The sequence below is a fragment of the Vreelandella sp. EE27 genome, assembly GCF_968206495.1.
Genome location: NZ_OZ309109.1, coordinates 3,095,532 through 3,118,363, shown reverse-complemented (window position 1 = coordinate 3,118,363; position 22,832 = coordinate 3,095,532). Strand labels below are relative to the sequence as shown.

Sequence of the window (22,832 nt, the reverse complement as noted above, 5' to 3'; positions counted from 1 at the left end):
ATGGCCAAAAAACATAAGGACCTTACAGGGCCAGACCCAACTAAACCACAGCAAGCGGGTAATGTAGAGCGCCTGCCAGCTGGGCAAATCGTATTTCTGGCACCTCACCCCCTTCCAACCGGTGAGCTTGCACTAAACGAAGGAGCGGTCAGCGAACTTAACGGTACTTGGTTGGACTATGGTGCAGGATGGCCAAGCGTATTTGGTAATCAGTTAGTCTTAGGGGGTATATTTGTCTCTTTTTTAGTAATGACTTATCTGCTCCCGTTATCTGTTGCCCCCTTTATCTCCAGTGCATTGTATCGATCCATTTCTGATGAGGCTTTAAAAACTACTACTATTACCACCTTTTTCGTGGCTTTAATATGTCTGTATGCAGTTTTAACCTCATATTCCAAGCGCAAAAAAGTTATACCGACGCGCTTCCATCGTCAGCGCCGCGAAGTGTGCTTTGTTCCGGAAAGTAAAAACGGTAACGGTTACGAAGCGCCCGTGTTTGTATCCTGGGAGTCACTACGTGTGTGGGTTTTTGAGACTCGTGGTGCTACGCAGTATGGTGTGCAACAACAGTACGGCATGGGGATCGGCTATGTGCTGCCTGGCACCAATCAATGGGTGAAAACCGAGTTTATGACGTCTGGATTACCACTGGCCCTGGCCGAGTGGGAAGTCTTGCGGGGTTACATGGAGTATGAAATCAACTCCCTGGATGAGGTTCAGAGCCCCCTTGCCATTCGAGAAGAAGGTGATCCGCCTTGGGAGGGGGCACATACCATCCGTAATGCCCGCCGCCGTTTGCATCGACGCCGCCGCAACGGTGAAGTTGGCTGGTTCTACACGCTGGGTTGGTATCTCTATCACCTGCTCACTTTCTGGACGCTTCCGGGGTATCTGGCCGAGCTCGAGACGTGGCTACTTAGGCGCTCTGGTAAAAAGACACTGCCGGCTGAGATGGTGGAGTGGTCGAAACCATTGCCCGAAGAACAGTGGGCCAAGCCAAGCAACGAGTTGGTAAGGCTCTCTGAAGAAGCCAGGCGGATTCGTAACGCTGACCCACAGCGGCCCATCGAAGAAGTATTTGCTGAGACTTACCGGCGGCAGGGGTTAGAAACCTGATTTTATGGCCAAAAAACATAAGGGCCTTATGGGGCCTGACCCGACCAAGCCGCAGCAAGCGGGTAATGTGGAGCGCCTACCAGCCGGAAAGATTATATTTCTGGCACCTCATCCCCTCCCCACGGGTGAGCCAGCGCTAAACGAGGGTGCGGTTAGCGAGCTTAACGATGCCTGGCTGGATTATGGTGCCGGATGGTTCGGAGTGTTTGGCAACCAGCTGATTATAGCCTTGTCATTTTGGTCTTTTCTTTTTATGGCTGTTGTGGCACCGATATTGCTCTCGCCTTTTATGTCGCAAAGGCTATTTAATGCTCTCTCTGATGGTTTTATAAGAAATGGTCTCTATATGGCATCTATTGCTCTGATATTTGGAGTATTAGTGACGATAAAACACGTCCATCTCAGAAAAAAAGCTATCCCGACACGCTTTCACCGCCAGCGCCGCGAAGTTTGTTTTGTGCCGGAAAAGAAGAGAGGTGATGGCCATGAAAAGCCGGTTTTCATCCCTTGGGAGTCGCTTCGTGTATGGATTTTCGAGACTCGTGGCGCTACGCAATATGGTGTGCAACAACAGTACGGCATGGGGATCGGCTATGTACTGCCTGGCACCGATCAATGGGTGAAAACCGAGTTTATGACGTCTGGATTGCCGCTGGCCCTGGCCGAGTGGGAAGCCTTGCGGGGTTACATGGAGTATGAAATCAACTCCCTGGATGAAATTCAGAGCCCCCTTGCCATTCGAGAAGAAGGCGACCCTCCATGGGAAGGATCACATACCATCCGTAATGCCCGTTGTCGTCTTCATCGGCGTCGTCGCAACAGGGAAGTAGGTTGGTTCTACACTCTGGGTTGGTATCTCTACCACCTGCTCACCTTCTGGACACTTCCAGGTTACTTGGCTGAATGGACAAATAGACTCGTTCGTCGTTCGGGTACCAAAGCGTTACCTCCAGAGATGGTGGAGTGGTCAAAACCATTGCCTGAAGAGCAATGGGCCAAGCCAAGCAAGGAACTGATAAGCCTCTCTAAAGAAGTTTGGCGGATCCGTAAAGCCGACCCACAGCGGCCCATCGAAGAGGTATTTACAGACGCCTATAAGAGGATGAGATGTCAGCGGTGACTTGCGAGCGTGGCTAAACGTGCAGTGAGATGGGTGATATAGAAAAGCTCTTTGGCATCACGCACGAAGCGCTGTGGTAACCCCCTTGCCCGCATTTCCGCCTGGGCGCGAGTTATTGCCACAATGAGGTTCGGCATGAGGAGTAGAGTACACCGAAACGTTACTCTCACCAGGCGAAGACTGCTTACGTTTCACCTTTTACAAGTCTGACGCTTCCGCAGGAAAAAAAGAGATCGAACCCAATGGTGAGAAGGCTCGGGGTATCAGTGCCTGCCCGCTTTGCCCTGACGGTTTCCCTAACACCAGAAAATTAAGGATACTTATATGTGGTTTATTCAGCCCAAGCAGGACTTCATTGCCGAAATACCCTGGAGGTATACGAATGAAAATGCCGTAATGAGCTGGCAAGTCAGAGCACGAAACTATGATATTTCCAAGAGTAGCTTGGAGTTAATGGTGTTCGTGATTATGGCATCGGGAGGGGGGTATGTAATGTCTTTATTCGTTGAGTCGTTGTTAGCCTCTTTTTTGCTAGGATTTGGTATGTTTCTACCTTTCTTTTTACTTGGCTTAAGTGTAACCCATTACACTACCATCTTTGTTTACCGTTTTACTGAAACGTTAGTAGAGGTGCATTCCTGGAAGCCGCAGGATGCTGCAGCTAGCGCATTCTTGAAGTGGTCCGCGATTATTTTGCTACCTGTGGTAGGCGTACTAGCATTATTTGAGCCAGCCTTGATAGTAGCGGGTATTGGCCCCTTGGGGATAGGGCTGATGGCCTTGACAGCGGGGTCTCGACAGACAAAGCAGGAGAGTAGAAAACATCATTCATTTTATTGGCAAGATACCAATAAAATCTATCTTTATCCTGATAGAAATATTATAGGTTTGAATACTCCTTGGTATCACCCTGGAAAAAGAACAATTATTCCTAATGGAATGAACGCAATATATTGCAAAGAGGGCGAACGACAAGAAGTGTTTAGATTCTTTAAAGAAAGATTGCCAGATGTTGAGGTGGTAGAAGAGAAGTTTCATCTTTGGTGATGCTGATTTGGTTGCTGATGCAACACGAACTTACCTTACCGGCCGTGCCGTTTTTTAAAACTACTTCATGGAGCCACTGCAGCATTTTGGAGAATATGTTAGAAAAGCGTGGCCAGCGCCGGTAGTCGCCTAGACTCCATATGGCTAGTGGCTACAAATCTCCTTTCCTGCTTCTCTAGCGGGGGATACTGCTAGTATCTCGGAGATCGGCCGAGAGGGATTTTGGGCGCTTGGCGATAGATTCAGGTTAGTATGGTCAAACTAATATGATAACGTGATTTTTCCCCAAACTGGTTCGAGTGACTAGAGTGGCTTTCAAAGGAGCTGGTGTGCTCGCCGCAGTAACAACGTTCTTGGAGGCAGTTGAGCGTCATCAATGTGGCAATAATGATGCCGCCATCGCTTTTGGTTTTGCCGCGGTAGGCGCCGTACTTACTGTGCTTGCTTTTTCCAGCCCGGTGGGCTGGGTTGGGCTTGCTCTGCTGGTAGGTGGTGCCGCGATAGGCACTCTATTAACGGATGGCCCCTTTGTGCAGTGGCTCAAAAACGGGCCCTTTGGCATGCAGCGTGGGGCAGCCCCTTGGCTGCTGGAGCCTGACGAGGCTTACTATCGGCTTCAAAGTTTGCTGGCCAATATTTCTATCACCGCACGTCGCCTTACCACACAAGAGCAAGCTGCTTTAAGTGCTAATGTAGCTGTGACCCATAACAGACCCAATCCATCATCAATTTTAATGGGTGAACTTTGGCAGAGGCAGCTCCAAGCAAGTAGTGTCAACACCGTCATCGAGGTGCAAAGCGCCTTACCAGGCATGGGGAGTGAATTGCAGGATGTGGTAGTGATAGGCTTGTTCGAATCTCACGTGAGTGATGCGAATCTCGGGAGTAATACCCGCCCCGTAAATATTATTCCTGCGCTTACCCAGTTATTCGCTAATAAAGTTAATTATTGTATACATACTCCAGAGAATCATCTAAGTGGTCTTGCTTTTATACGTTATGGACTGGAAGTGAGTGTCCAGTTTCGTAAAAGTGTGCATGTGCCGTTTGAGGTTGACGAGTTCTACCCGGCCCCTGAACCATTGGATGAAATGCCAAGTGATTTGAATAAGGTGTTTAATAGAGAGTCGCTGGACAAAGACTTTTGGAAAACGGAGTCGATGTATGTCTAACTCTGAAGCTACTGATAATGTGTATGCCAATACGGCCTATGATCCCAAGAAACGTATTGAGTGGGATCAATCCAACGCCGACCGTACGCATATCACTGGAACGGAACTTAGTTGGTACAAACGCACGCAGGATAACGCTAACAGTGAAGAGTATGGTTACATAAATATTATAGTCTCGGAAAACTGGTCTGAACAGAAAACTAGTCGTGTTAAACCGGGCGACAGTATTTTTGACGTGATGCGTGTGATCTATAATCACTGCTCTATTATGCCGCCCAATTATAGTTTTATGTCGCAGGTTTTTTTTGTCGGCATGGCCTTTGGTAAAGGAGGGGCATATTTTTTTCCAGGAGTTTATTTGCTCTTCTTTTTGCTTTCTATTTTTCACTTTCCTTTCGACGATTGGGGGTGGAAGGACGTTTTAAATGGGGCAAATTCTTTAGGTGTCCTCTGCGCTCCTTCATTTTTAGTGTCGCTAATTGTTTGGAAAGGAGGCCGCTTTATTGAAAAAAAATTCCCCCGATTCTTTTACAATATGCGCAAGGCGCCTATCTGGCAGCTCAACCGTCAAACCGGCCTGTTTACGGTGTATAGCCCCAAAAAAGCCTGGGAGGAGCGCGTGTCGGCACCGTTCTACGAGTTTGATGCCTATCTTACCAGCTCACCGGATACTCAAGGCAGCTCGACCTATTCGCTACAGCTTTTCCACCCCGAGGCGGGTGTTCGCCAGGCGCTGGATGCGCAATTTCCACCCGGCAATATGCGTGGCGAAATAATTGCCGCGTGGCAGTTTATCCAGCGCTATATGGATGTCTCCCAGCCTTTGCCGGATGTGCCTGCGCTGGAAATTCATCGACCCAACGACCCTAAAACGGCGGAAGTGGATGAGCGCAAGGGCCGCAACCCTCGCTACTGGCGGGATATGAGTGAAGCTGAGGTGAAGCAGATCCAGGAAGAGAAGTATCGCCGCAATATTCGCCGGTAGTAGGCCGCCATAAGGTGATGACGAGCTATCAATAGCTCAGGAAACCTTCTTCTCATTCTCAGGAGACCCTGATTGAAACAACATAAATCAACCAGCCCCGCGTCGCTGCGCGCGGGCCAGTGGGCACGACAAGGCGGCAGTGTGCAGTATTGCTTGAGCCCGCTACCCCTGCCCACCGATAGTGAGCTTGCCCACGACGTAACCAAAGTCGATGTGTACCACGACGATGCCGTGATGGATCTTCGCCCAGGGTCAAGCCCGGAAGCAACCATGATGGCTGGGACTTTTGTGACAGGCGGGGGCATTGTTATGATTTTCGTGTCTCTGTTCGGGTTATGGGTTGCTGCGATGAAGGGGGGGAGCTATATAGCGGTGTTTTTAGTCATATTTTTACTCCCGTATATGGTTCTTTTGTTAGTAGGTAATTTTGCTATCCCTTTCATGAACACCGCTCTTAGAAGAACGCCGCCGGTACGCTTGAATCGCCACCGCCGAGAAGTGGCGTTTGTCGTGGCGCCCAGGGGGCGTTTTTGGATGCCAGCACCGGAAAATTTGGTGTGGTGGTCCGTATTTACGATCCTTTCCGCCATTAGCGTGGGAATAGCCATTATCGAGATTGAGAAATGGGTCTATGGCAGAACCGAACAATTCCCTATTGGGCTGGTGCTGCTACATATAACGATAGTCGCGCTAATGTTCGTTTACCCTTTCATTTACGACACGGTATCGCGTTGGTGCAAACGCGAGCGCCGCACGGTCATTGTTCCCTGGGAAGACGTGGTGGCGCTGGCAGGGGTCAGCCAACATCTATCAGCCTATGGTATCTCCGGCATTGGCTGGGAGTTTGAGCTTCTGGCCCCCGACCCCGAGCGCCCGGGCTATGCGCTGCCCGGTGGCGGGATCTCGTGCGGGGTAGGCGGCTATCCGGGGGCGTTGGCGCAGTGGGAATATATACGTTGCTTTATGGAGGAGGGGCCCAGCTCCATCTCTGCCCGAAGTGACAAATCCTGGACGGAAAAATACAACGACGAGATGACGCAGGCCAAGGCGTATTTCGAGCGTACCAACGAGCCGAAAAAGTGGCGACGTTTTCGGCGCGGCAAACGGTGGGAGCTCGCCCGCTTTGCGCACTGGTATGCCGACTATCGCGAGCAGCATATTCTGCCCCAGGCGGTACCCAGGGGCTGGCTTGCCGAATGGTCCAAACCCCTGCCGCCCGAAGAGCGGGCCACCCCCTCGGCGTCTCAGGTCCAGCTCAGCACCATCGTACGCGCCGCCTACCGGCGTGGCGAAACGTTCAGCACGATGGGCGATATCGAAAAACGCTTTGGTATAACGTCTGAAGTGCCTCAGCAAACGCCTTATCCCACGTTTCCTTTCGGGCGCGAGGCAGGCGATATGAAGAGATTGGCTGGACCAGGACAGAACAAATAAAGGTATGGCGGAAAATCAGGATATGAACAATGAGTTTAAAGGCACCGGATCTGCCACAGCCAGATACTAATCAACCTCATCAGGCAGGAGAGACCCAATCCCTCCCTGGGGGGCGTATTACCTATCTTTCTCCCAAACCGTTGCCCACTGGCCATCAGGCGCTGGATTTAAATGGTTCGATTAGTAGCCTTAATGAGACGTGCCTGGATGTAGGCGGTGGATACATGGATGTTTTTGGTTGGCAGCTACTGACCGGGGCGACTTTTGGTTTTTTTTTATTATCCTCGTTAGTTTTCCCAACTATTTTTTGGCTGCTGCTACCTGAGGCCTCATTTGATTTTATTTTAGGTAACTATAAATTTGGATTTTGGGTTGGAATCACGGTGGGGGGAATCGGTTCCTTGGCCATGTTCTGGGGGCATAGTTCGGCGTTGAGGCTTTTACGCAATACGCCACCCGTTCGCTTGCACCGCCAACGTCGCGAAGTCTGCTTTGTAGTAGAAGAAACAAAAGAAACAGTCATTGTGCCCTGGGAGTCCCTCATGGCCTGGGTAGTCGAGGCGCGCGGCGTTACTCAGTACGGTGTACAGCAACAGTTTGGTGTGGGCATGGGCTACGCGCATCCTGAAACGGGGCATTGGCTAAAAATCGAGTTCATGACCGTCGCCAAACCGCTGGCGATCAGCCAATGGGAAGCTGTGCGTGCCTACATGGAGTATGAGGTTAACGCTCATGCCGAAATACAGGACCCGCTAACCGCGCGCGAAGAAAACGATCCCCCCTGGGAAGGCGTACATACCCAGCGCCGGGCGCGCCAGCGAATGAATGAACGCCGTGCCAGCGGCGAGATCGGCTGGCTCTACTGGGGCGCCTGGTACGCAATGGATATTATTCAGCTTTGGAATCTGCCGGGCTATTTGACCGAGTGGGACAACCGCCGCTTGAGCAAGGCGCGCCCTAACCTGCTGCCGCCTGAGATGATCGAATGGTCAAAACCACTGCCCGAAGAGCAGTGGGCCAAGCCAAGCGACGAGTTGGTAAGGCTTTCTGAAGAAGCCAGGCGGATTCGTAACGCCAACCCACAGCGGCCCATCGAAGAAGTTTTCGCGGAGGCGTATCGTCATCTAGGTATAGAGGCCTGACAACGGCTACCCAAGTATATATCTTTCATGTAAGGCAGCCCTATGTCGGCCAAACAAAACCCAACGCCGCGCCCGGATATCCTCCAGCCCCACCGGGCTGGAGATGTTGAGTCATTTCCAGGTGGCAAGGTTATTTACCTGTCGCCAGCCCCCTTGCCCACAGGGGCGGCCCCCTTGGATTTCAATCAGGCGATTGGAGAGTTAAATGATACCTGCTTGGACTTTGGGGGAAGCCTTCCCACCCCTTTTACTTGGCAGTTCACATTAGGGATACCCTTTATTGGATTTTTGATAATGGTTTTAGTATTTCCAACGTTTTCTGCGGTCATCATAACGTCGAATTCTGAATATTCGTTCTCCAATGAATTTAAAATGTTTTTCTTTGAAGCGGGATTCCCAATGGGAGCATGGGGAGGTGGGCTGACTCTTGCCTTGGCCTTGTCCATTAAAGCCCACTACCACTTCAAGTTCCGAGAAGCTGTCCCCACTCGCTTTCATCGCCAACGCCGCGAGGTCGCCTTCGCGCCGGGGGATGGCAAGCCACCCATCATTGTACCCTGGGAAAGCGTGGCGGCCTGGGTGACGCAGGCGCAGGGGGTAACGCAATACGGTGTACAGCGCCAGTATGGCTTGGGGATAGGCTTTATCGAGCCTGAAACCGGACAACAGCACTTTCTTGAATTATCACAGCCGGGCATGCCCTTGGCGTTGGGGCTTTGGGAAGCCGTGCGGGCTTATATGGAATACGAGGTCAACACCCGCGAAGAGCTCCAAGACCCACAAGGACTGCGTCGCCCCGGCGATCCGCCCTACGAGGGCGTGCACACCTTCCACAATGCCCGGCACCGATTGCACCGCCGCTACCGCGAGGGCGAAATAGGCCTGTTCACGGTCACCATGTGGTACCTGTGGCACATTATCGACCTATGGACGATACCTTTTCACCTTGCGGAATGGGAAATCCGCACCATCCAGAAGGCAGGTCAGAAGACACTACCGACGAGCCTTGATGAGTGGTCACAACCTCTGCCTGAAGAGCAGTGGGCCAAGCCCAGTGAAGAGCTAACGCGGCTATCAAAAGAAGTCAAACAGCGCCATGACCGGCAGCCGAATCGGCCTATTACCGCTATCTTTGCCGAGGTTTATGCAAACGAAACGTTGCCCATAACATGAGGCAATGGTAGCTAACACTACAGTCAGCGAGTTCCATAACGCTATATCAATAAACCAGTAGTGGAGAGTAAAGAAGTGAGTGAAAAAGTAGTAAGTGATCAACAGGAAAAAGTCTTAATCGAAAATATTGATTTTAAGTGCCCCTCATGTGCTTCTTGCTTCAGTGAGGAATCGCAATGGATCACTAATCTTTTAGAATCCAAAACGACCACTTGCCCAAACTGTGAAAGCGAGCTGCTGATTGGAGCAGAAGAAGAGGGCCTTCTGGCAGCTTTAATGAAGAAGAAAGAGCGATTCGGTAAAGCAATGTTCGTCTTTATGGTGCCCTACACTATAGGAGGGCTTATCGTCTCCCTTTATTTCGGCGGGCTCGGTTTTATGCTTTATATGCCGGTCGGACTGGTTGTTTTCTCTCTGTTGAAGATGCTGTTTGATAATCAACCTGACCTGACGATTGGCTTGAATCAAGCCTCATAACAGATATGCCAACGCTGGAACTTTGTGCCGCTACCATAAGATCCTGGTGGCCAGGCTTCACACTGCCAGGGGCAGGTATCATCGTCAGTAGGGCGGCCTGCTTGGCGCAATGGCCCAGTGCGAGCGCACCAACGACCCTGCCCGCTGGCGTTGTTTCCGGTGCAAGCGGCTGTGGGAGCACGCCCGCTTTGCTCACTGGTACACTGAATACCCCGCGCGCTCCCTAAAAAAGCCTGGGAAGAACGCGTGTCGGCCCCTTTCTATGAGTTTGATGCCTACCTCGCGAGTTCGCCGGATACCCAGGGCAGTTCGACCTATTCACTGCAGCTTTTCCACCCCGGGACGGGTGTTCGCCAGAAGCTGGATGCGCAATTTCCACCCGGCAATATGCGTGGCGAAATGATTGCCGCGTGGCAGTTTATCCAGCGCTATATGGATGTCTCCCAGCCTTTGCCGGATGTGCCCGCGCTGGAAATTCATCGACCCAACGACCCTAAAACGGCGGAAGTGGATGAGCGCAAGGGCCGCAACCCTCGCTACTGGCGGGATATGAGTGAAGCTGAGGTGAAGCAGATCCAGGAAGAGAAGTATCGCCGCAATATTCGCCGGTAGTAGGCCGCCATAAGGTGATGACGAGCTATCGATGGCTCAGGAAACCTTCTTCTCATTCTCAGGAGACCCTGATTGAAACAATATAAATCAACCAGCCCCGCGCCGCTGCGCGCGGGCCAGTGGGCAAGACAAGGCGGCAGCGTGCAGTATTGTCTGAGCCCGCTCCCCCTGCCCACCGATAGTGAGCTTGCCCACGACGTAACCAAAGTCGATGTGTACCACGACGATGCCGTGATGGATCTCCGCCCAGGGTCAAACCCGGAAGCAACCATGATGGCTGGGACCTGTGTGACAGGTGGGGGCGTTTTTGTGATTTTCGTGTCTCTGTTCGGGTTATGGGTTGCTGCGATGAGAGGGGGGGGCTATATAACGATATTTTTATTTATATTTTTACTCTCGTATATAATTTTATTGGTGATGGGTAATTTTGCCATCCCTTTCATGAACACCGCTCTTAGAAGGACGCCGCCGGTACGCTTGAATCGCCACCGCCGAGAAGTGGCGTTTGTCGTGGCGCCCAAGGGGCGTTTTTGGATGCCAGCACCGGAAAATGTGGTGTGGTGGTCAGTGGTTTCGTTTCTTTCCGCCTTCAGCGTGGGCGTAGCCCTTTTTGAGATTCATGACTGGTTTTACGGCAGAACCGAGCACTTTCCTATCGGGTTTGTGCTAATCCATATAACGACAGTCGCGTTAATGTTTGTTTACCCTTTCATTTACGACACGGTATCGCGCTTTTGCAAACGCGAGCGTCGTACGGTCATCGTTCCTTGGGAAGACGTGGTGGCGCTGGCAGGGGTCAGCCAACACCTATCGCCCTATGGCATCTCCGGCGTTGGCTGGGAGTTTGAGCTTCTGGCCCCCGACCCCGAGCGCCCAGGCTATGCGCTGCCCGGCGGCGGGATCTCGTGCGGGGTAGGCGGCTATCCGGGGGCGTTGGCGCAATGGGAATATATACGCTGCTTTATGGAAGAAGGTCCCAGCTCCATCTCTGCCCAAAGTGACAAATCCTGGATGGAGAAGTACAACAATGAGATGACCGAGGCCAGGGGGTATTTCGAGCGTACCAACGAGCCGAAAAAGTGGCGACGTTTTCGGCGCGGCAAACGGTGGGAGCTCGCCCGCTTTGCGCACTGGTATGCCGACTATCGCGAGCAGCATATTCTGCCCCAGGCGGTGCCCAAGGGCTGGCTTGCTGAATGGTCCAAACCCCTGCCGCCCGAAGAGCGGGCCACCCCCTCGGCGTCTCAGGTCCAGCTCAGCACCATCGTACGCGCCGCCTACCGGCGTGGCGAAACGTTCAGCACGATGGGCGATATCGAAAAACGCTTTGGCATAACGTCTGAAGTGCCTCAGCAAACGTCTTATCCCACGTTTCCTTTCGGGCGCGAGGCAGGCGATATGAAGAGATTGGCTGGACCAGGACAGAACAAATAAAGGCATGGCGGAAAATCAGGATATAAACAATGAGTTTAAAGGCACCGGAGCTGCCACAGCCAGATACTCATCAGCCTCATCAGGCAGGAGAGACTCAACCCCTCCCTGGGGGGCGTATTACCTATCTTTCCCCCAAACCGTTGCCCACTAGCCATCAGGCGCTGGATTTAAACGGTACGATTAGCACCCTCAACGAGGTATGGCTGGACGTTGGTGGGGGGTATTCCGACGTTTTTGGCTGGCAACTGCTTACTGGCGTAACGTTTGGTTTGTTTCTCTTTTCAGCTCTGTTTGGGCCCAGCCTAGCTTGGTTGATGATGCCTGATGCACCATTTGATTTTATTTTATGGTTAGCCAAATTTGGTATTTGGGTAGGCCTCGGTGGGGGAGGGGCCGTCTTTCTGCTGATGTATCTAGGGCACTGCATTGCTCTTAGCCGTTTGCGGCATACTCCTCCGGTACGTTTTCATCGCCAACGTCGGGAAGTTTGCTTTGTATTAGAAGGTACACGCAAAACGGTAATAGTGCCTTGGGAATCCCTGATGGCGTGGGTGGTAGAAGCCCGGGGCGTTACCCAGTACGGCGTTCAGCAGCAGTTCGGCATGGGATTTGGCTACGCGCACCCAGAGACAGGCCAATGGCTAAAGCTTGAATTTATGGCCTTTGCAAAGCCTCTGGCCATCAGCCATTGGGAGGCGATCCGTGCCTATATGGAATACGAGGTTAATTCACTGGCTGATATACAAGACCCTAACGTTATCAGGGGCGAGAATGATCCCCCCTGGGAAGGCGTACACTCCCTGCACAATGCCCGCCGTGGTATTAACCAGCGCCGAGCTGAGGGCGAAATCGGCTGGTTGTATTGGAGCTGCTGGTACCTTATTGACATCATTCAGCTCTGGAACTTGCCGGGTTATTTGACCGAAAGAGAAAACAAACGGCTAATAAAAACGCGGCCCAATGTGCTGCCAACCAAAATGACACGGTGGTCACAACCTCTTGGCGAAGAACAGTGGGCCAAACCGAGCGATGAATTGGTAAGATTGTCCAAAGAGGTCAAGCGTATTCGCGAGCAAGACCCGGCCTTGCCGATTGAAATGGTGTTCGCCGACGCTTATCGACGCCAGGATATCACCGCATAAGGTCACTATGTTCAAGACGAATATTCGCTCTACGCTGCCCCCCCATGCGCGCGGGTGAACGGGAAAGCCGCGCAGGGGGGGAGCAGTACTGCCTCAGCCCCTTGCCGCTACCGGTGAATAGCGAATACGCCGTGGATGTGGCGCATATCGACGTGCGCCACGATGACGCCACCATGGATATTCGCCAAGGTGCCAGCCCGGATAGCATGATGACGGCGGGACATATGCTAAGTGGTTTAACGCTATTTATGAGTGGTTTTTGCTTGATACTTGTTTTGGCTACTCTTATGAAAAATACGATGCAAGAGTTAGCATTTGCAGTATGGGGTGGGGGGCTGTATACAGGTTTTCTATTTGTCTTTACCCTTGCGATTCTTTGGCTCAATACGCTATTTAAGCGTATGCCGCCCATCCGTTTGAACCGCCAACGTCGAGAAATAGCCTTTGTGGTCGATCCACCAGGTCGTTTCTGGCTGCCCGCCCCTCACAATCTTTGGCTAGCGTCGGCGGCTAGCTTTGCTGTGAATATTTCTGGCTTCATGGGCCTCATTGAAATAGGTGAGTGGCTGCGCGGTGCTCGTGAGAGTTTTCCCTTCGGCTTTATGCTGATGCATGTCGGCGGGTTTACCTTTTTCTTCGTTTATCCTCCCCTTTACGATTTCATCTGCCGACTCTGCAAGCGCGAGCGCCGTACGGTATTGGTGTCCTGGGAAGACGTGGTAGCGGTGTGTGGATTTAACCCGAGCCTGGGGCCAGGGGCCATCACCGGCTTTGGCTGGAACTTTGCCCTGCTACCCCCGGACCCGGAGCGCCCCGGCTATACGCTACCGGGGGCGGGCATCATCGTTAGCGTGGGCGGGCTACCGGGGGCGCTGTCCCAGTGGGAGTACATCCGCCGCTTTATGGAAGAAGGTACCGAGGCCATCACACCTGCCGCCCGTGAGTGGGGCGTCGAGTGGTACGACGCCTACGTGGCCCGTGAAAAGGCCGAGTGCGAACGCACCAATGACAAGGCCCGCTGGCGGCGCTTCCGTCGTAAGCGGCTGTGGGAGCACGCCCGCTTTGCCCACTGGTACACCGAATACCGCATGAAGCATATTCTGCCGAAAGCCGTGCCCCATGACTGGCTGGCCGAGTGGTCAAAACCCTTACCCGAACCCCAGTGGGTCCAGCCATCGGCGGCGCTTAAGACACTTAGCGAGCACTTGCACGCCGCTTATCAGCGCGGCGAGACGTTCAGTGAGTTGGGCGATATCGAAAAGCGTTTTAACATCACGCCCGAAACGCCTCGTCGAGACCCTTATCCCACGTTTTTGTTTGGGCGCGAGGCAGGCGGTATGAAGAGATTGGCTGGACCAGGACAGAAAAAATAAAGACATGGCGGAAAACCAGGATATAAACAATGAGTTTAAAGGCACCGGATCTGCCACAGCCAGATACTCATCAACCTCATCAGGCAGGAGAGACTCAACCCCTCCCAGGGGGGCGTATTACCTATCTTTCCCCCAAACCGTTGCCCACTAGCCATCAGGCGCTGGATTTAAATGGTTCAATTAGTAGCCTCAACGAGGTATGGCTGGACGTTGGCGGGGGATACATGGATGTTTTTGGTTGGCAGCTGCTTACCGGGGCGGCTTTTGGATTATTTTTATTATCTTCGTTCGTTTTCCCAACTGTTTTTTGGCTGCTGCTACCTGACGCTTCATTTGATTTTATTTTAGGTAACTATACATATGGATTTTGGGTAGGTTTAGCGGGAGGAGGCGCAGTTTTTTTAATAATGTATTCAGGCCACTGGACAGCGCTTAAAAGCATACGCAATACGCCACCCGTTCGCTTTCACCGCCAGCGTCGCGAAGTCTGTTTCGTAGTAGAAGAAACACAAGAAACAGTCATCGTGCCCTGGGAGTCCCTCATGGCCTGGGTGGTCGAGGCACGCGGCGTCACTCAGTACGGCGTGCAGCAACAGTTTGGCGTAGGCATGGGCTACGCGCATCCTGAAACGGGGCATTGGCTAAAAATCGAGTTCATGACCTTCGCCAAACCGCTGGCGATCAGCCAATGGGAAGCTATACGTGCCTATATGGAGTATGAGGTGAACACCCATGCCGAAATACAGGACCCGCTAACCGCGCGCGAAGAAAACGATCCCCCCTGGGAAGGCGTACATACCCTGCGCCGGGCGCGCCGGCGAATGAATGAACGCCGCGCCACCGGCGAGATCGGCTGGCTCTACTGGGGCGCCTGGTACGCGATGGATATTATTCAGCTTTGGAATCTGCCGGGCTATTTGACCGAATGGGACAACCGCCGCTTGAGTAAGGCACGCCCTAACCTGCTGCCGCCTGAGATGATTGAATGGTCGAAACCGTTGCCCGAAGAACAGTGGGCCAAACCAAGCGATGAGTTGGTGAGATTGTCCAAAGAGGTCAAGCGTATTCGCGAGCAAGACCCGGCCTTGCCGATTGAAATGGTGTTTGCCGAAGCTTATCGACGCCAGCGTATCACCGCATAAGGTCACTATGTTCAAGACGAATATTCGCTCTGCTGTGCCCCCCATGCGCGCCGGCGAGCACGAAAGCCGCGCCGGGGGCGAGCAATACTGTTTAAGCCCCTTACCGCTGCCTGTAGATAGCGAGCATGCGGTAGATGTAGCCCATATCGATGTACACCACGATGATGTCAATATGGATATTCGTCAGGGCGCAAGTCCCGACAGCATGATGACGGCAGGACATATGTTAAGCGTCGGGACTGTGTTTATGAACGGCTTTTTTTTAGTGGTGTTTTGTATGGCAGTGATAAAAAACACGGCTTATAGCCAAGTACTGGCATTCTGGTGGGGGGGGCTGTATTTCGGTTTTTTATTTGTGTTCATTTTAAGCATTATCTGGATCAATACATTACTCAAACGCATTCCTCCTATTCGTTTAAACCGTCAGCGTCGTGAAGTTGCCTTTGTAGTGGATCCCCCGGGGCGCTTCTGGCTTCCCGCACCTCAAAATTTGTGGTTAACGTCTGCGGCTGGCGTAGCTGCAGCGGCACCAGGAGGAATGGGAGTCATTGAAATTGGCGAATGGCTGCGCAGTGCTCGGGAAAGTTTCCCTATTGGTTTGACGTTACTGCATATCGGTGCCATGGCCTTTTTCTTCGTTTATCCGCCTGTTTATGACGCCCTCTGTCGGCTTTTCAAACGTGAACGGCGCACGGTATTGGTGCCTTTGGAAGATGTCGTCGCGGTATGTGGCTTCAATCCTAACCTGGGACCAGGAGCCGTCACCGGCTTCGGTTGGAATTTTGCGCTGCTACCTCCGGATCCAGAGCGGCCGGGCTATACACTGCCCGGGGCGGGCATCATCGTCAACGTGGGTGGCCTGCCCGGTGCGTTGTCCCAGTGGGAGTACATCCGCCGCTTTATGGAAGAAGGTACCGAGGCCATCACACCTGCCGCCCGTGAGTGGGGCGTCGAGTGGTACGACGCCTACGTGGCCCGTGAAAAGGCCGAGTGCGAACGCACCAATGACCCCGCCCGCTGGCGGCGCTTCCGTCGCAAACGGCTGTGGGAACACGCCCGCTTTGCCCACTGGTACACCGAATACCGCATGAAACACATTCTGCCGAAAGCCGTGCCCCATGACTGGCTGGCCGAGTGGTCGAAACCCTTGCCGAAGTCCCGGTGGGCTACCCCGTCGAAAGAAGTCACCGAGCTAAGCGAGCTATTACGGGCAGCTTACTTGCGTGGCGAGAAATTCATCGAAATGGGCGATATCGCCCAACACTTTGGCGTCGCGGTGCCCGCGGCCCGCCAAAAGGCCTACCCATCGTTTCCCTTCAGAAGCAACGCCCAGCCAGTTTCGGATTACCATCAGTAAGGATCGTGTCATGACAGAAAAGAAGTGGCCAATGGGTACCCTTGCCGTTCTAACGTGCCAGGGGTGCCATCATAAATGGCCGGCCAACTGGAAACAGACCAAAGCACTACAGGAAGGCAAACCAGTGGTGTGTCCCAAGTGCCATGCGGAATTGCCCCTCAATGAAGAACAGAAGGCGGCATTCGAGGAGCATGTCGAGAGCATTGAAAAAACCACAGGCAAGGGATCCATCTGGGTCACGCTTGCAGGTCTGGCCAGTTTCGCGGTCGCGATCGGCTATTTCTTTAACGTGGTGCCCATGCCTGCGCTGGTGGCCGTGATCCTGCCTTGCGTTCTGATCATGTTCTCTTCTTCATCGAACGCCAGGGAGATACAGCCGCTCTTTCTGGCGTTGTTGCCTCGGCGTGCCGATAGGTAATAGCACCAATAGGCCGCCAGGTTGAGCGTAATGGGATCTATCTTGAAATTTACAAAAAGGGCACGGATAAAATGAAACGAATTACAACGCTTTGCTTTTTAATGGTCATCACTATGGCCTTCTTATCACCCCCCGTTTTCTCGGATACTGTCACCGACACAACGTTTGCCCCTGGCGATGCATCAAGCTCACACCCGGCTGAATATTACCAGTATGCCGCTGAACTCTTCTCCAGGGGCGATAAAGAAGAGGCCGCTTTCTGGTGCTATGCAGGCCAGCTCAGGTATCGAATTCACCTAACCGCTCGTCCCGATTTACCGCCCTCAGGTGACCCTGCGCTGTTTGCTTCTCTTCACTCAGTGGTTGGGGAACAGATCAATGAATACCTGGGCGGCGAACCGGCTATCTGGAAAGCCACCATTGAGCGTGTTCTGGAATGGGATGAAATGGTAGAAAATGCATTTACTCCGAAGAGTGAATACCCTGAAGCGCATGCTGAGCAGCGTCAGGGGCTCGAAGGGTTGTTTGAAGAACTCGAGCGACTTTACGGCTAAATGGTAGTGCCTTGAAAAATTTATGAGTCAAAGGCTCGGGCGCTGGCAAGCGATAAGACAAAGATGGCTCTCAATACGCACGTCGAAGATATAACGGGTCGATTTGGGCTATGTTGGCGGGTCTATCCCGGTTCTTGCGACCGGGAGTATTCCTTGTGTCTTGATCATGGTGTCTCCTTTATCGAGCGCCAAGGAGATAAAGACCCCGTCTCTAGCGCTGTTGCCTCGACGTCGGGCTGGACTTGAGGGAAGAAGCGCCGTTGATGGTTGCTCGTGATCGCTTGAAGCGCAATGGATGCGATCGACTGTGTTCGACGAAAAAGTATCCCCTTTGCGCGTACAAAAAGTCTGGCTTACTCCTGGCGCAGCGTAATCCGCGTAAGCTCGGAAGGTTTGCCCAAACGCAGGGCGAAACCCGGCCACAGCGCGGTGCCGTTATTCAGATAAAGCGTCATGCCATCGACCTCATAACGCCCGGATACGAAGCCGTTGTTGGCGCGGGCGACGATCCGATCGAGCCCCACAATCATGCCGCCGTGCGTGTGCCCTGAGAGCTGTAGGTCGACGCCCTGCGCGGCGGCCCTGGCGGCGTTGCGCGGCTGGTGGTCGAGCAAAATCACCGCCGCCTCCGGTGGGGCTCCTTCCAGCGACTGGGCTAAATCCGGCCCCGGGCGCCCGCGCCCGGTGGCGGCGGCGTCCGTCACCCCCGCTATCACCAGTGCGGCCCCGTCGCGTTCGATAACGGTGTGCTGGTTGGCGAGTATCTGCATACCCAGCGTCTGATAGTGCGAAAGCCACTGCTCGACGCCGAAATAGTATTCGTGGTTCCCCGGGCTTACGATCACCCCGTCCGGCGCCGAAAGCCCGGCGAGCGGGGCGACATCGTCGCGGCGCGCCGCCAGCTGGCCATCGATCAAATCCCCGGTAATCAAAACGACATCGGCGCCCAGCGCGTTGGTCTGCGCCACTACTTCCTCAACCCAGGGCCGCTCGAACAGCCGGCTGATGTGTAGATCGGTCAGGTGAGCGATCTGGTAACCCTCGAAGGCCTCGGGCAGCCCGGGGATCGCGATCTCGACATCCTTGAGCGGCGGCACCCTTGCCGCCTGGCTAACGCCGAACGCGGCAATGCCAAGGGCGAGGACGGCCAGCGTATAGCGAAGCGCGGCGGGGATAGCGAGCAGGTGTCCTTTAGCCAGCGCCAGCAGCGCGGTAACGGCGTCGGTGACCAGCAGCATCAGCGCCAGAAAAATCATGGCGCCGAACAGCGTATTGACGGCCAGTACGACCGCGCGCGGCACTTCCGGTGAAAACATGCTGCCGAAGGCTAGTTGGGTCAACAGGTGATGCTGCGACACCGCCAGCAGTAACACGCTCAGTGCCAGCTTGACCCACAGCGGCCAGCCAAGGGGTGCAATGAAGCGAATGATTACGATCAGGCAGGGCAGCGAAACGGCAAAATGAAACATCGAAGGCTCTCGTTGGGTAAAGGAACGCAAGGCACGGTCCAGGAGAAGGGCTGAGCTGGAAAAGCCGCCAGGCGCCGTGCCCCTTGGCCGGTTAGCGCCGTAGGCCAGCTCATTGGCCATCACCCGCCAGGATGGAAATACGACAACGATATCACGCGCAATGTCGGCGTTGGTCACTTCCGCAAAACCCACGGCGCCAGGCGTTTGAGGGGATAGCGTACCCGGGAAGGCCCGCCGTGGTGGGATTATAAGCGAACAAAGAGGCGTGAGCCTCTCCGTGGTAGGTGGGATATTTTCACTCCCAGGTAGGGAAAAGGGCCCGGCAATGTTGTCCAGGCCTCGACGCCCGCGAGACGTTCGTCTTCCGATAAAAGGCACGTCTCGAAGGCGGCGCGCATGCGCTCCTCTTTAGCGAGTCGGCCGACCTCTAAAAGAAGGTCTTCACGCAGCGTGCAGCAGATGCAGCCGTTGCTCATTTCCACGAGCCGCTCTTGCGCCCGGTTCCAACCGACGACCTGCTGCACCGAGTTTGGCATTGGCCAAGCGGCATCACCGTCCAAACCTCAAAACCCGAGTAGCGGCGATCCGACGGTGGGCGGTATTTGAACGGCGGGGAATCCGATACATTAGGGGAGTTGTTACACTGTTACCCAAGACCCGCCGTTCAGGGGGCGCGACATTGACGAAATAGAGCAGGCGAACAATGTTGTTTTAAGGCATGGGCTTAAATGCCGTTAACTGATCAATTTGAAGGCGCTTCATATCATGTTTCCTGACTCTGCACCGGATGTTTTAAAGCAGTTATCAAGAAGTTTAATCAGCAGTGGCCGGGAAGAATTTTTTCAACACCTTACGTTTTCATTAGCGTCGCTGCTCGATGTCGATCACGTGTTTATCGCCCGTATCGATGCCCATGGGAGCTTCGTATCGCCGCTGGCGTTTTACTCGAATGGGCAGTGGATAAGTGAAGCACCGTACTCGATCAAAGGGGCCGTGTGCGCCCAAATCAATCGCCGTTGCGAATTCATGGTAAGCCAAGGTGTCTGTGAGCAGTTTCCTGATGATCCGCATCTTGCGGCGCTCTCGGCCGAAGGCTTTTTGGGTGTGCCCATGCTGGATGCCGACGCCAACTGGCTCGGCGTCGTAGCGCTCATTCACTCCTCACCCTTGTCCCTGCCGGATTTCGCCATCGATACGCTGCGGATTGCGGCTTCCCTGGCGGGGGTCGAGCTCTCGCGCCAATTGGCGGGGGCCAGCGCGAAAGTGCATATCGACCGCCAGCGCCGGGCGCTTCAGCTTTTAAGCGAAGGCGGCGAGGCGGTGTTCAATGCCCCAACCGAGGCCGCCTTGATGCAAGGCTGTTGCGATGTGGCCGTGGGCACCGGTGGCTATGCCGCGGCCTGGGTCAGCCGGCCCGACGCCACGCAGCGCGCGGATTCGCTGAGCGTCACGGCCATGGCGGACCGGGATGGCGAGGAAGTCGCCTGGTGCAGCCCACGCCAACTCATGATCAAACGCTATAGCCGCGTCGTCACCCAAAAAGCGTTCGAGCAGGGCCACCCCCTGGTGGTGAGTGAGCTTACGAACACCGGCGGGGTCAACGAGAATCTCAAGGAGGCGCTGCTGGCCCTCGGCGTCAAAGCGTTTATTGCGCTGCCTCTGATGTTTCGCGATGTTCCGCTGGGCGTGCTGAGTTGCTACCACGCCCAGGACGCGGCCATTTCCGAAAAAGAGCTCAAGATCCTCGGCGACCTGGCCAACGATATCGCGTTCGGGCTGGACAATTTTCTGCGCCGCCAAAACGAGCAGAGCATTCAGCATGTGGTGACCCACGTGGCCACCGCGGTGTCCGCCGGCCACGGCAAGGCCTTTTTGTCGCAACTGACCGTGCACATGGCGACCGCGCTCTCGGCAGAGGTCGGGTTTATCGCCACGCTGGACAAAGAGGACCCCGATATCGCCACGATGGTATCGATTCACGTCAACGGCGAGGAGCAGCCCGGGCTTCGCTATCGCCTGACGGGGGTGCCGTGTGAGGACGTCATTGCGAACCGCGAGTGTATCGTGCTGGAAGGCGCTTCGGTGCGCATGCCCCGCGAGGCCAACGGCGCGCTCGATTGGGTGAATGGCTATATCGGCCACCGCCTGGATGACGCCCAGGGCAAGCCGATCGGTATCGTCGGTGTCATGTACGAGCAGGCGCTGACGCACACCCACATTGCCCGAGAAGTACTGCAGATATTTGCCGCCCGGGTCGCCTCGGAGCTCTCCCGTCAGCAAGACGAGAGCCGTATCCGCGAGCTGGCCTACCGGGATGAAGGCACGCAGCTACCCAACCGCGCCGATTTCATTCGCCAGCTGTCCCAGTACGTTGTGGCCAGGCCGCCTCGGCCGCTGGCGCTGCTGCTATTGGGGCTCGATCATTTTAAGGAGGTGAACGACACGGCTGGCCACCACGGGGGCGATATGGTGCTCAGCGAAGTGGCCCAGCGTTTCGCGGCGGTGCTCGGCGATCAACACTACCTGGCGCGGCTGGGCAGCGACGAGTTCGTCGTCATCTGCCGTGACACCGGCCAGCAGGCGGCTCACGACGTTGCCGCATCGCTTCAAAAGGCGCTCGAAGTCCCGATCGTCGTCGAACAGCACTCGGCGGAGCTCAGCGCAAGCGTGGGTATATCGCTGTTTCCGGAGCAGGCGACGAGCGCGCAGGGCCTTCTGAAGTACGCCGATACCGCCATGTACCAGGCCAAGCGGCAGCCAGTCAATACGCGCCTTTTCGAGCCCTGGATGGAGCAGGTCATGCGCGAAAAACTGGACATGGCCAAACGGTTGAGCGCCGCGATCGCCGATAAAACCCTGAGCCTGCACTTTCAGCCGCAGGTGGATATGCAAACCGGCGAGTTGATCGGTGCCGAGGCGCTATGCCGCTGGCAGGATGACGTGCTTGGCAGCATCTCGCCGGGGGTTTTCATTCCGCTGGCCGAAGAGCGCGGCATGATGATAGCGCTGGGCCGTTGCGTGATCGAAAAAGCCTGCCAGCATCTTGCCCACTGGAAGGCGCAGGGGCTCACGTTTCGCGGGCAGTTGGCGATCAACATAGCGGCGGATCAGTTCGACGACAGCGACCTGGCCGATGCGCTGCTCGAAAACTGCAGCACCTACCAGATCGCCCCGTCCGCGCTGAGCCTGGAGCTGACCGAAAGCGGCATCATGATCAACCCCGAAGAGGCCGTTGCGATGACCCGCCACTTCAAGGAGCAGGGCATGGGCCTGGCCATCGACGACTTCGGCACCGGCTACTCGTCGCTTGCCTATTTGAAACGCTTCGCCGTGGACAAGATCAAGATCGATATTTCGTTCATCCGCGACATGCTCACCAGCGAAAACGACCGAATGATCGTTGCCACCATTATCGCCATGGCCCACACCCTGGGTCTGGAGACGATCGCCGAAGGGATCGAGAGCCCGCCGCAGATCAAGCCGCTGATCGACATGGGCTGTATCCAGGGCCAGGGCTACTACTTCGACCAGCCGTTGCCCCCGGAGGATTTCGCCCGTCGTTGGCTCGGGGGCCAGGCGTGAATTGGGTCGTCGCCGGTTCGCCGCGTGGCGCAGGGAAGGGCGCCGGATTTGCCGAAACTTGATAGGCGAAGCGGGCGGTTAGC

Annotated in this window: 19 protein-coding genes and 1 pseudogene; 18 read left to right on the top strand and 2 right to left on the bottom strand. The window is 54.6% G+C overall.

Annotated elements, in window-relative coordinates; all coding sequences use genetic code 11:
* The 17 genes from ACWHVV_RS14565 (at position 1) to ACWHVV_RS14485 (ending at position 17,698) form a co-directional block, all read left to right on the top strand.
* Complete coding sequence (locus ACWHVV_RS14565; protein WP_447926875.1) at positions 1-1,116, top strand: hypothetical protein; 1,116 nt, start codon at positions 1-3, stop codon at positions 1,114-1,116.
* Between the two features lie 4 nt (positions 1,117-1,120).
* Complete coding sequence (locus ACWHVV_RS14560; RefSeq protein ID WP_447926874.1) at positions 1,121-2,236, top strand: hypothetical protein; 1,116 nt, start codon at positions 1,121-1,123, stop codon at positions 2,234-2,236.
* 324 nt (positions 2,237-2,560) lie between these two features.
* Positions 2,561-3,283 carry a hypothetical protein gene (locus ACWHVV_RS14555; protein ID WP_447926873.1) on the top strand — a complete coding sequence of 241 codons (723 nt, stop codon included), beginning with the start codon at positions 2,561-2,563 and terminating at the stop codon, positions 3,281-3,283.
* Positions 3,284-3,612: 329 nt separating this feature from the next.
* Entirely contained in the window at positions 3,613-4,455 is an 843-nt protein-coding gene (locus ACWHVV_RS14550) for a hypothetical protein (protein ID WP_447926872.1), read from the top strand.
* A complete protein-coding gene (locus ACWHVV_RS14545) occupies positions 4,448-5,440 on the top strand; it encodes a hypothetical protein (protein WP_447926871.1) in 993 nt (330 codons plus the stop codon). Before ACWHVV_RS14550 ends, ACWHVV_RS14545 begins: the two co-directional genes overlap by 8 nt.
* A 72-nt stretch (positions 5,441-5,512) precedes the next feature.
* Positions 5,513-6,874, top strand: a complete 1,362-nt coding sequence (locus tag ACWHVV_RS14540) for a hypothetical protein (RefSeq protein WP_447926870.1) — start codon at positions 5,513-5,515, stop codon at positions 6,872-6,874.
* A gap of 29 nt (positions 6,875-6,903) precedes the next feature.
* Positions 6,904-8,016: a hypothetical protein gene (locus ACWHVV_RS14535; protein WP_447926869.1), complete on the top strand. Its 1,113-nt coding sequence runs from the start codon at positions 6,904-6,906 to the stop codon at positions 8,014-8,016.
* A 42-nt stretch (positions 8,017-8,058) separates the two neighbouring features.
* The gene (locus ACWHVV_RS14530) at positions 8,059-9,189 is read left to right on the top strand and encodes a hypothetical protein (RefSeq protein ID WP_447926868.1); all 1,131 of its coding nucleotides are present in this window, start codon (positions 8,059-8,061) and stop codon (positions 9,187-9,189) included.
* Between the two features lie 75 nt (positions 9,190-9,264).
* On the top strand, positions 9,265-9,666 hold the full coding sequence (locus ACWHVV_RS14525) for a hypothetical protein (RefSeq protein ID WP_447926867.1): 402 nt from the start codon (positions 9,265-9,267) through the stop codon (positions 9,664-9,666).
* A gap of 246 nt (positions 9,667-9,912) precedes the next feature.
* Positions 9,913-10,278 (top strand): hypothetical protein, encoded by a 366-nt coding sequence (locus tag ACWHVV_RS14520; protein WP_447926866.1) that lies wholly within the window; start codon positions 9,913-9,915, stop codon positions 10,276-10,278.
* A gap of 72 nt (positions 10,279-10,350) precedes the next feature.
* On the top strand, positions 10,351-11,712 hold the full coding sequence (locus ACWHVV_RS14515) for a hypothetical protein (protein WP_447926865.1): 1,362 nt from the start codon (positions 10,351-10,353) through the stop codon (positions 11,710-11,712).
* 29 nt (positions 11,713-11,741) lie between these two features.
* Entirely contained in the window at positions 11,742-12,854 is a 1,113-nt protein-coding gene (locus tag ACWHVV_RS14510) for a hypothetical protein (protein ID WP_447926864.1), read from the top strand.
* A 521-nt stretch (positions 12,855-13,375) separates the two neighbouring features.
* On the top strand, positions 13,376-14,227 hold the full coding sequence (locus ACWHVV_RS14505; protein WP_447926863.1) for a hypothetical protein: 852 nt from the start codon (positions 13,376-13,378) through the stop codon (positions 14,225-14,227).
* 29 nt (positions 14,228-14,256) lie between these two features.
* Complete coding sequence (locus tag ACWHVV_RS14500; protein ID WP_447926862.1) at positions 14,257-15,369, top strand: hypothetical protein; 1,113 nt, start codon at positions 14,257-14,259, stop codon at positions 15,367-15,369.
* A complete protein-coding gene (locus tag ACWHVV_RS14495; protein ID WP_447926861.1) occupies positions 15,332-16,726 on the top strand; it encodes a hypothetical protein in 1,395 nt (464 codons plus the stop codon). The genes ACWHVV_RS14500 and ACWHVV_RS14495 overlap by 38 nt, the downstream gene beginning before the upstream one ends.
* 10 nt (positions 16,727-16,736) lie before the next feature.
* The gene (locus ACWHVV_RS14490; RefSeq protein ID WP_447926860.1) at positions 16,737-17,144 is read left to right on the top strand and encodes a hypothetical protein; all 408 of its coding nucleotides are present in this window, start codon (positions 16,737-16,739) and stop codon (positions 17,142-17,144) included.
* Between the two features lie 71 nt (positions 17,145-17,215).
* Complete coding sequence (locus ACWHVV_RS14485; RefSeq protein ID WP_447926859.1) at positions 17,216-17,698, top strand: hypothetical protein; 483 nt, start codon at positions 17,216-17,218, stop codon at positions 17,696-17,698.
* Between the two features lie 353 nt (positions 17,699-18,051).
* Here the strand turns inward: ACWHVV_RS14485 and ACWHVV_RS14480 are convergent, their stop codons facing one another.
* Positions 18,052-19,167: a metallophosphoesterase gene (locus ACWHVV_RS14480; RefSeq protein WP_447926858.1), complete on the bottom strand. Its 1,116-nt coding sequence runs from the start codon at positions 19,165-19,167 to the stop codon at positions 18,052-18,054.
* 398 nt (positions 19,168-19,565) lie between these two features.
* Positions 19,566-19,679 (bottom strand): annotated as a pseudogene (locus ACWHVV_RS14475) (GTP-binding protein); the annotation flags it as partial.
* A 253-nt stretch (positions 19,680-19,932) separates the two neighbouring features.
* On the opposite strand from ACWHVV_RS14475, the gene ACWHVV_RS14470 reads away from it, so the two are divergent.
* Complete coding sequence (locus ACWHVV_RS14470) at positions 19,933-22,749, top strand: bifunctional diguanylate cyclase/phosphodiesterase (protein WP_447926857.1); 2,817 nt, start codon at positions 19,933-19,935, stop codon at positions 22,747-22,749.
* The last annotated feature ends 83 nt before the right edge of the window (positions 22,750-22,832 follow it).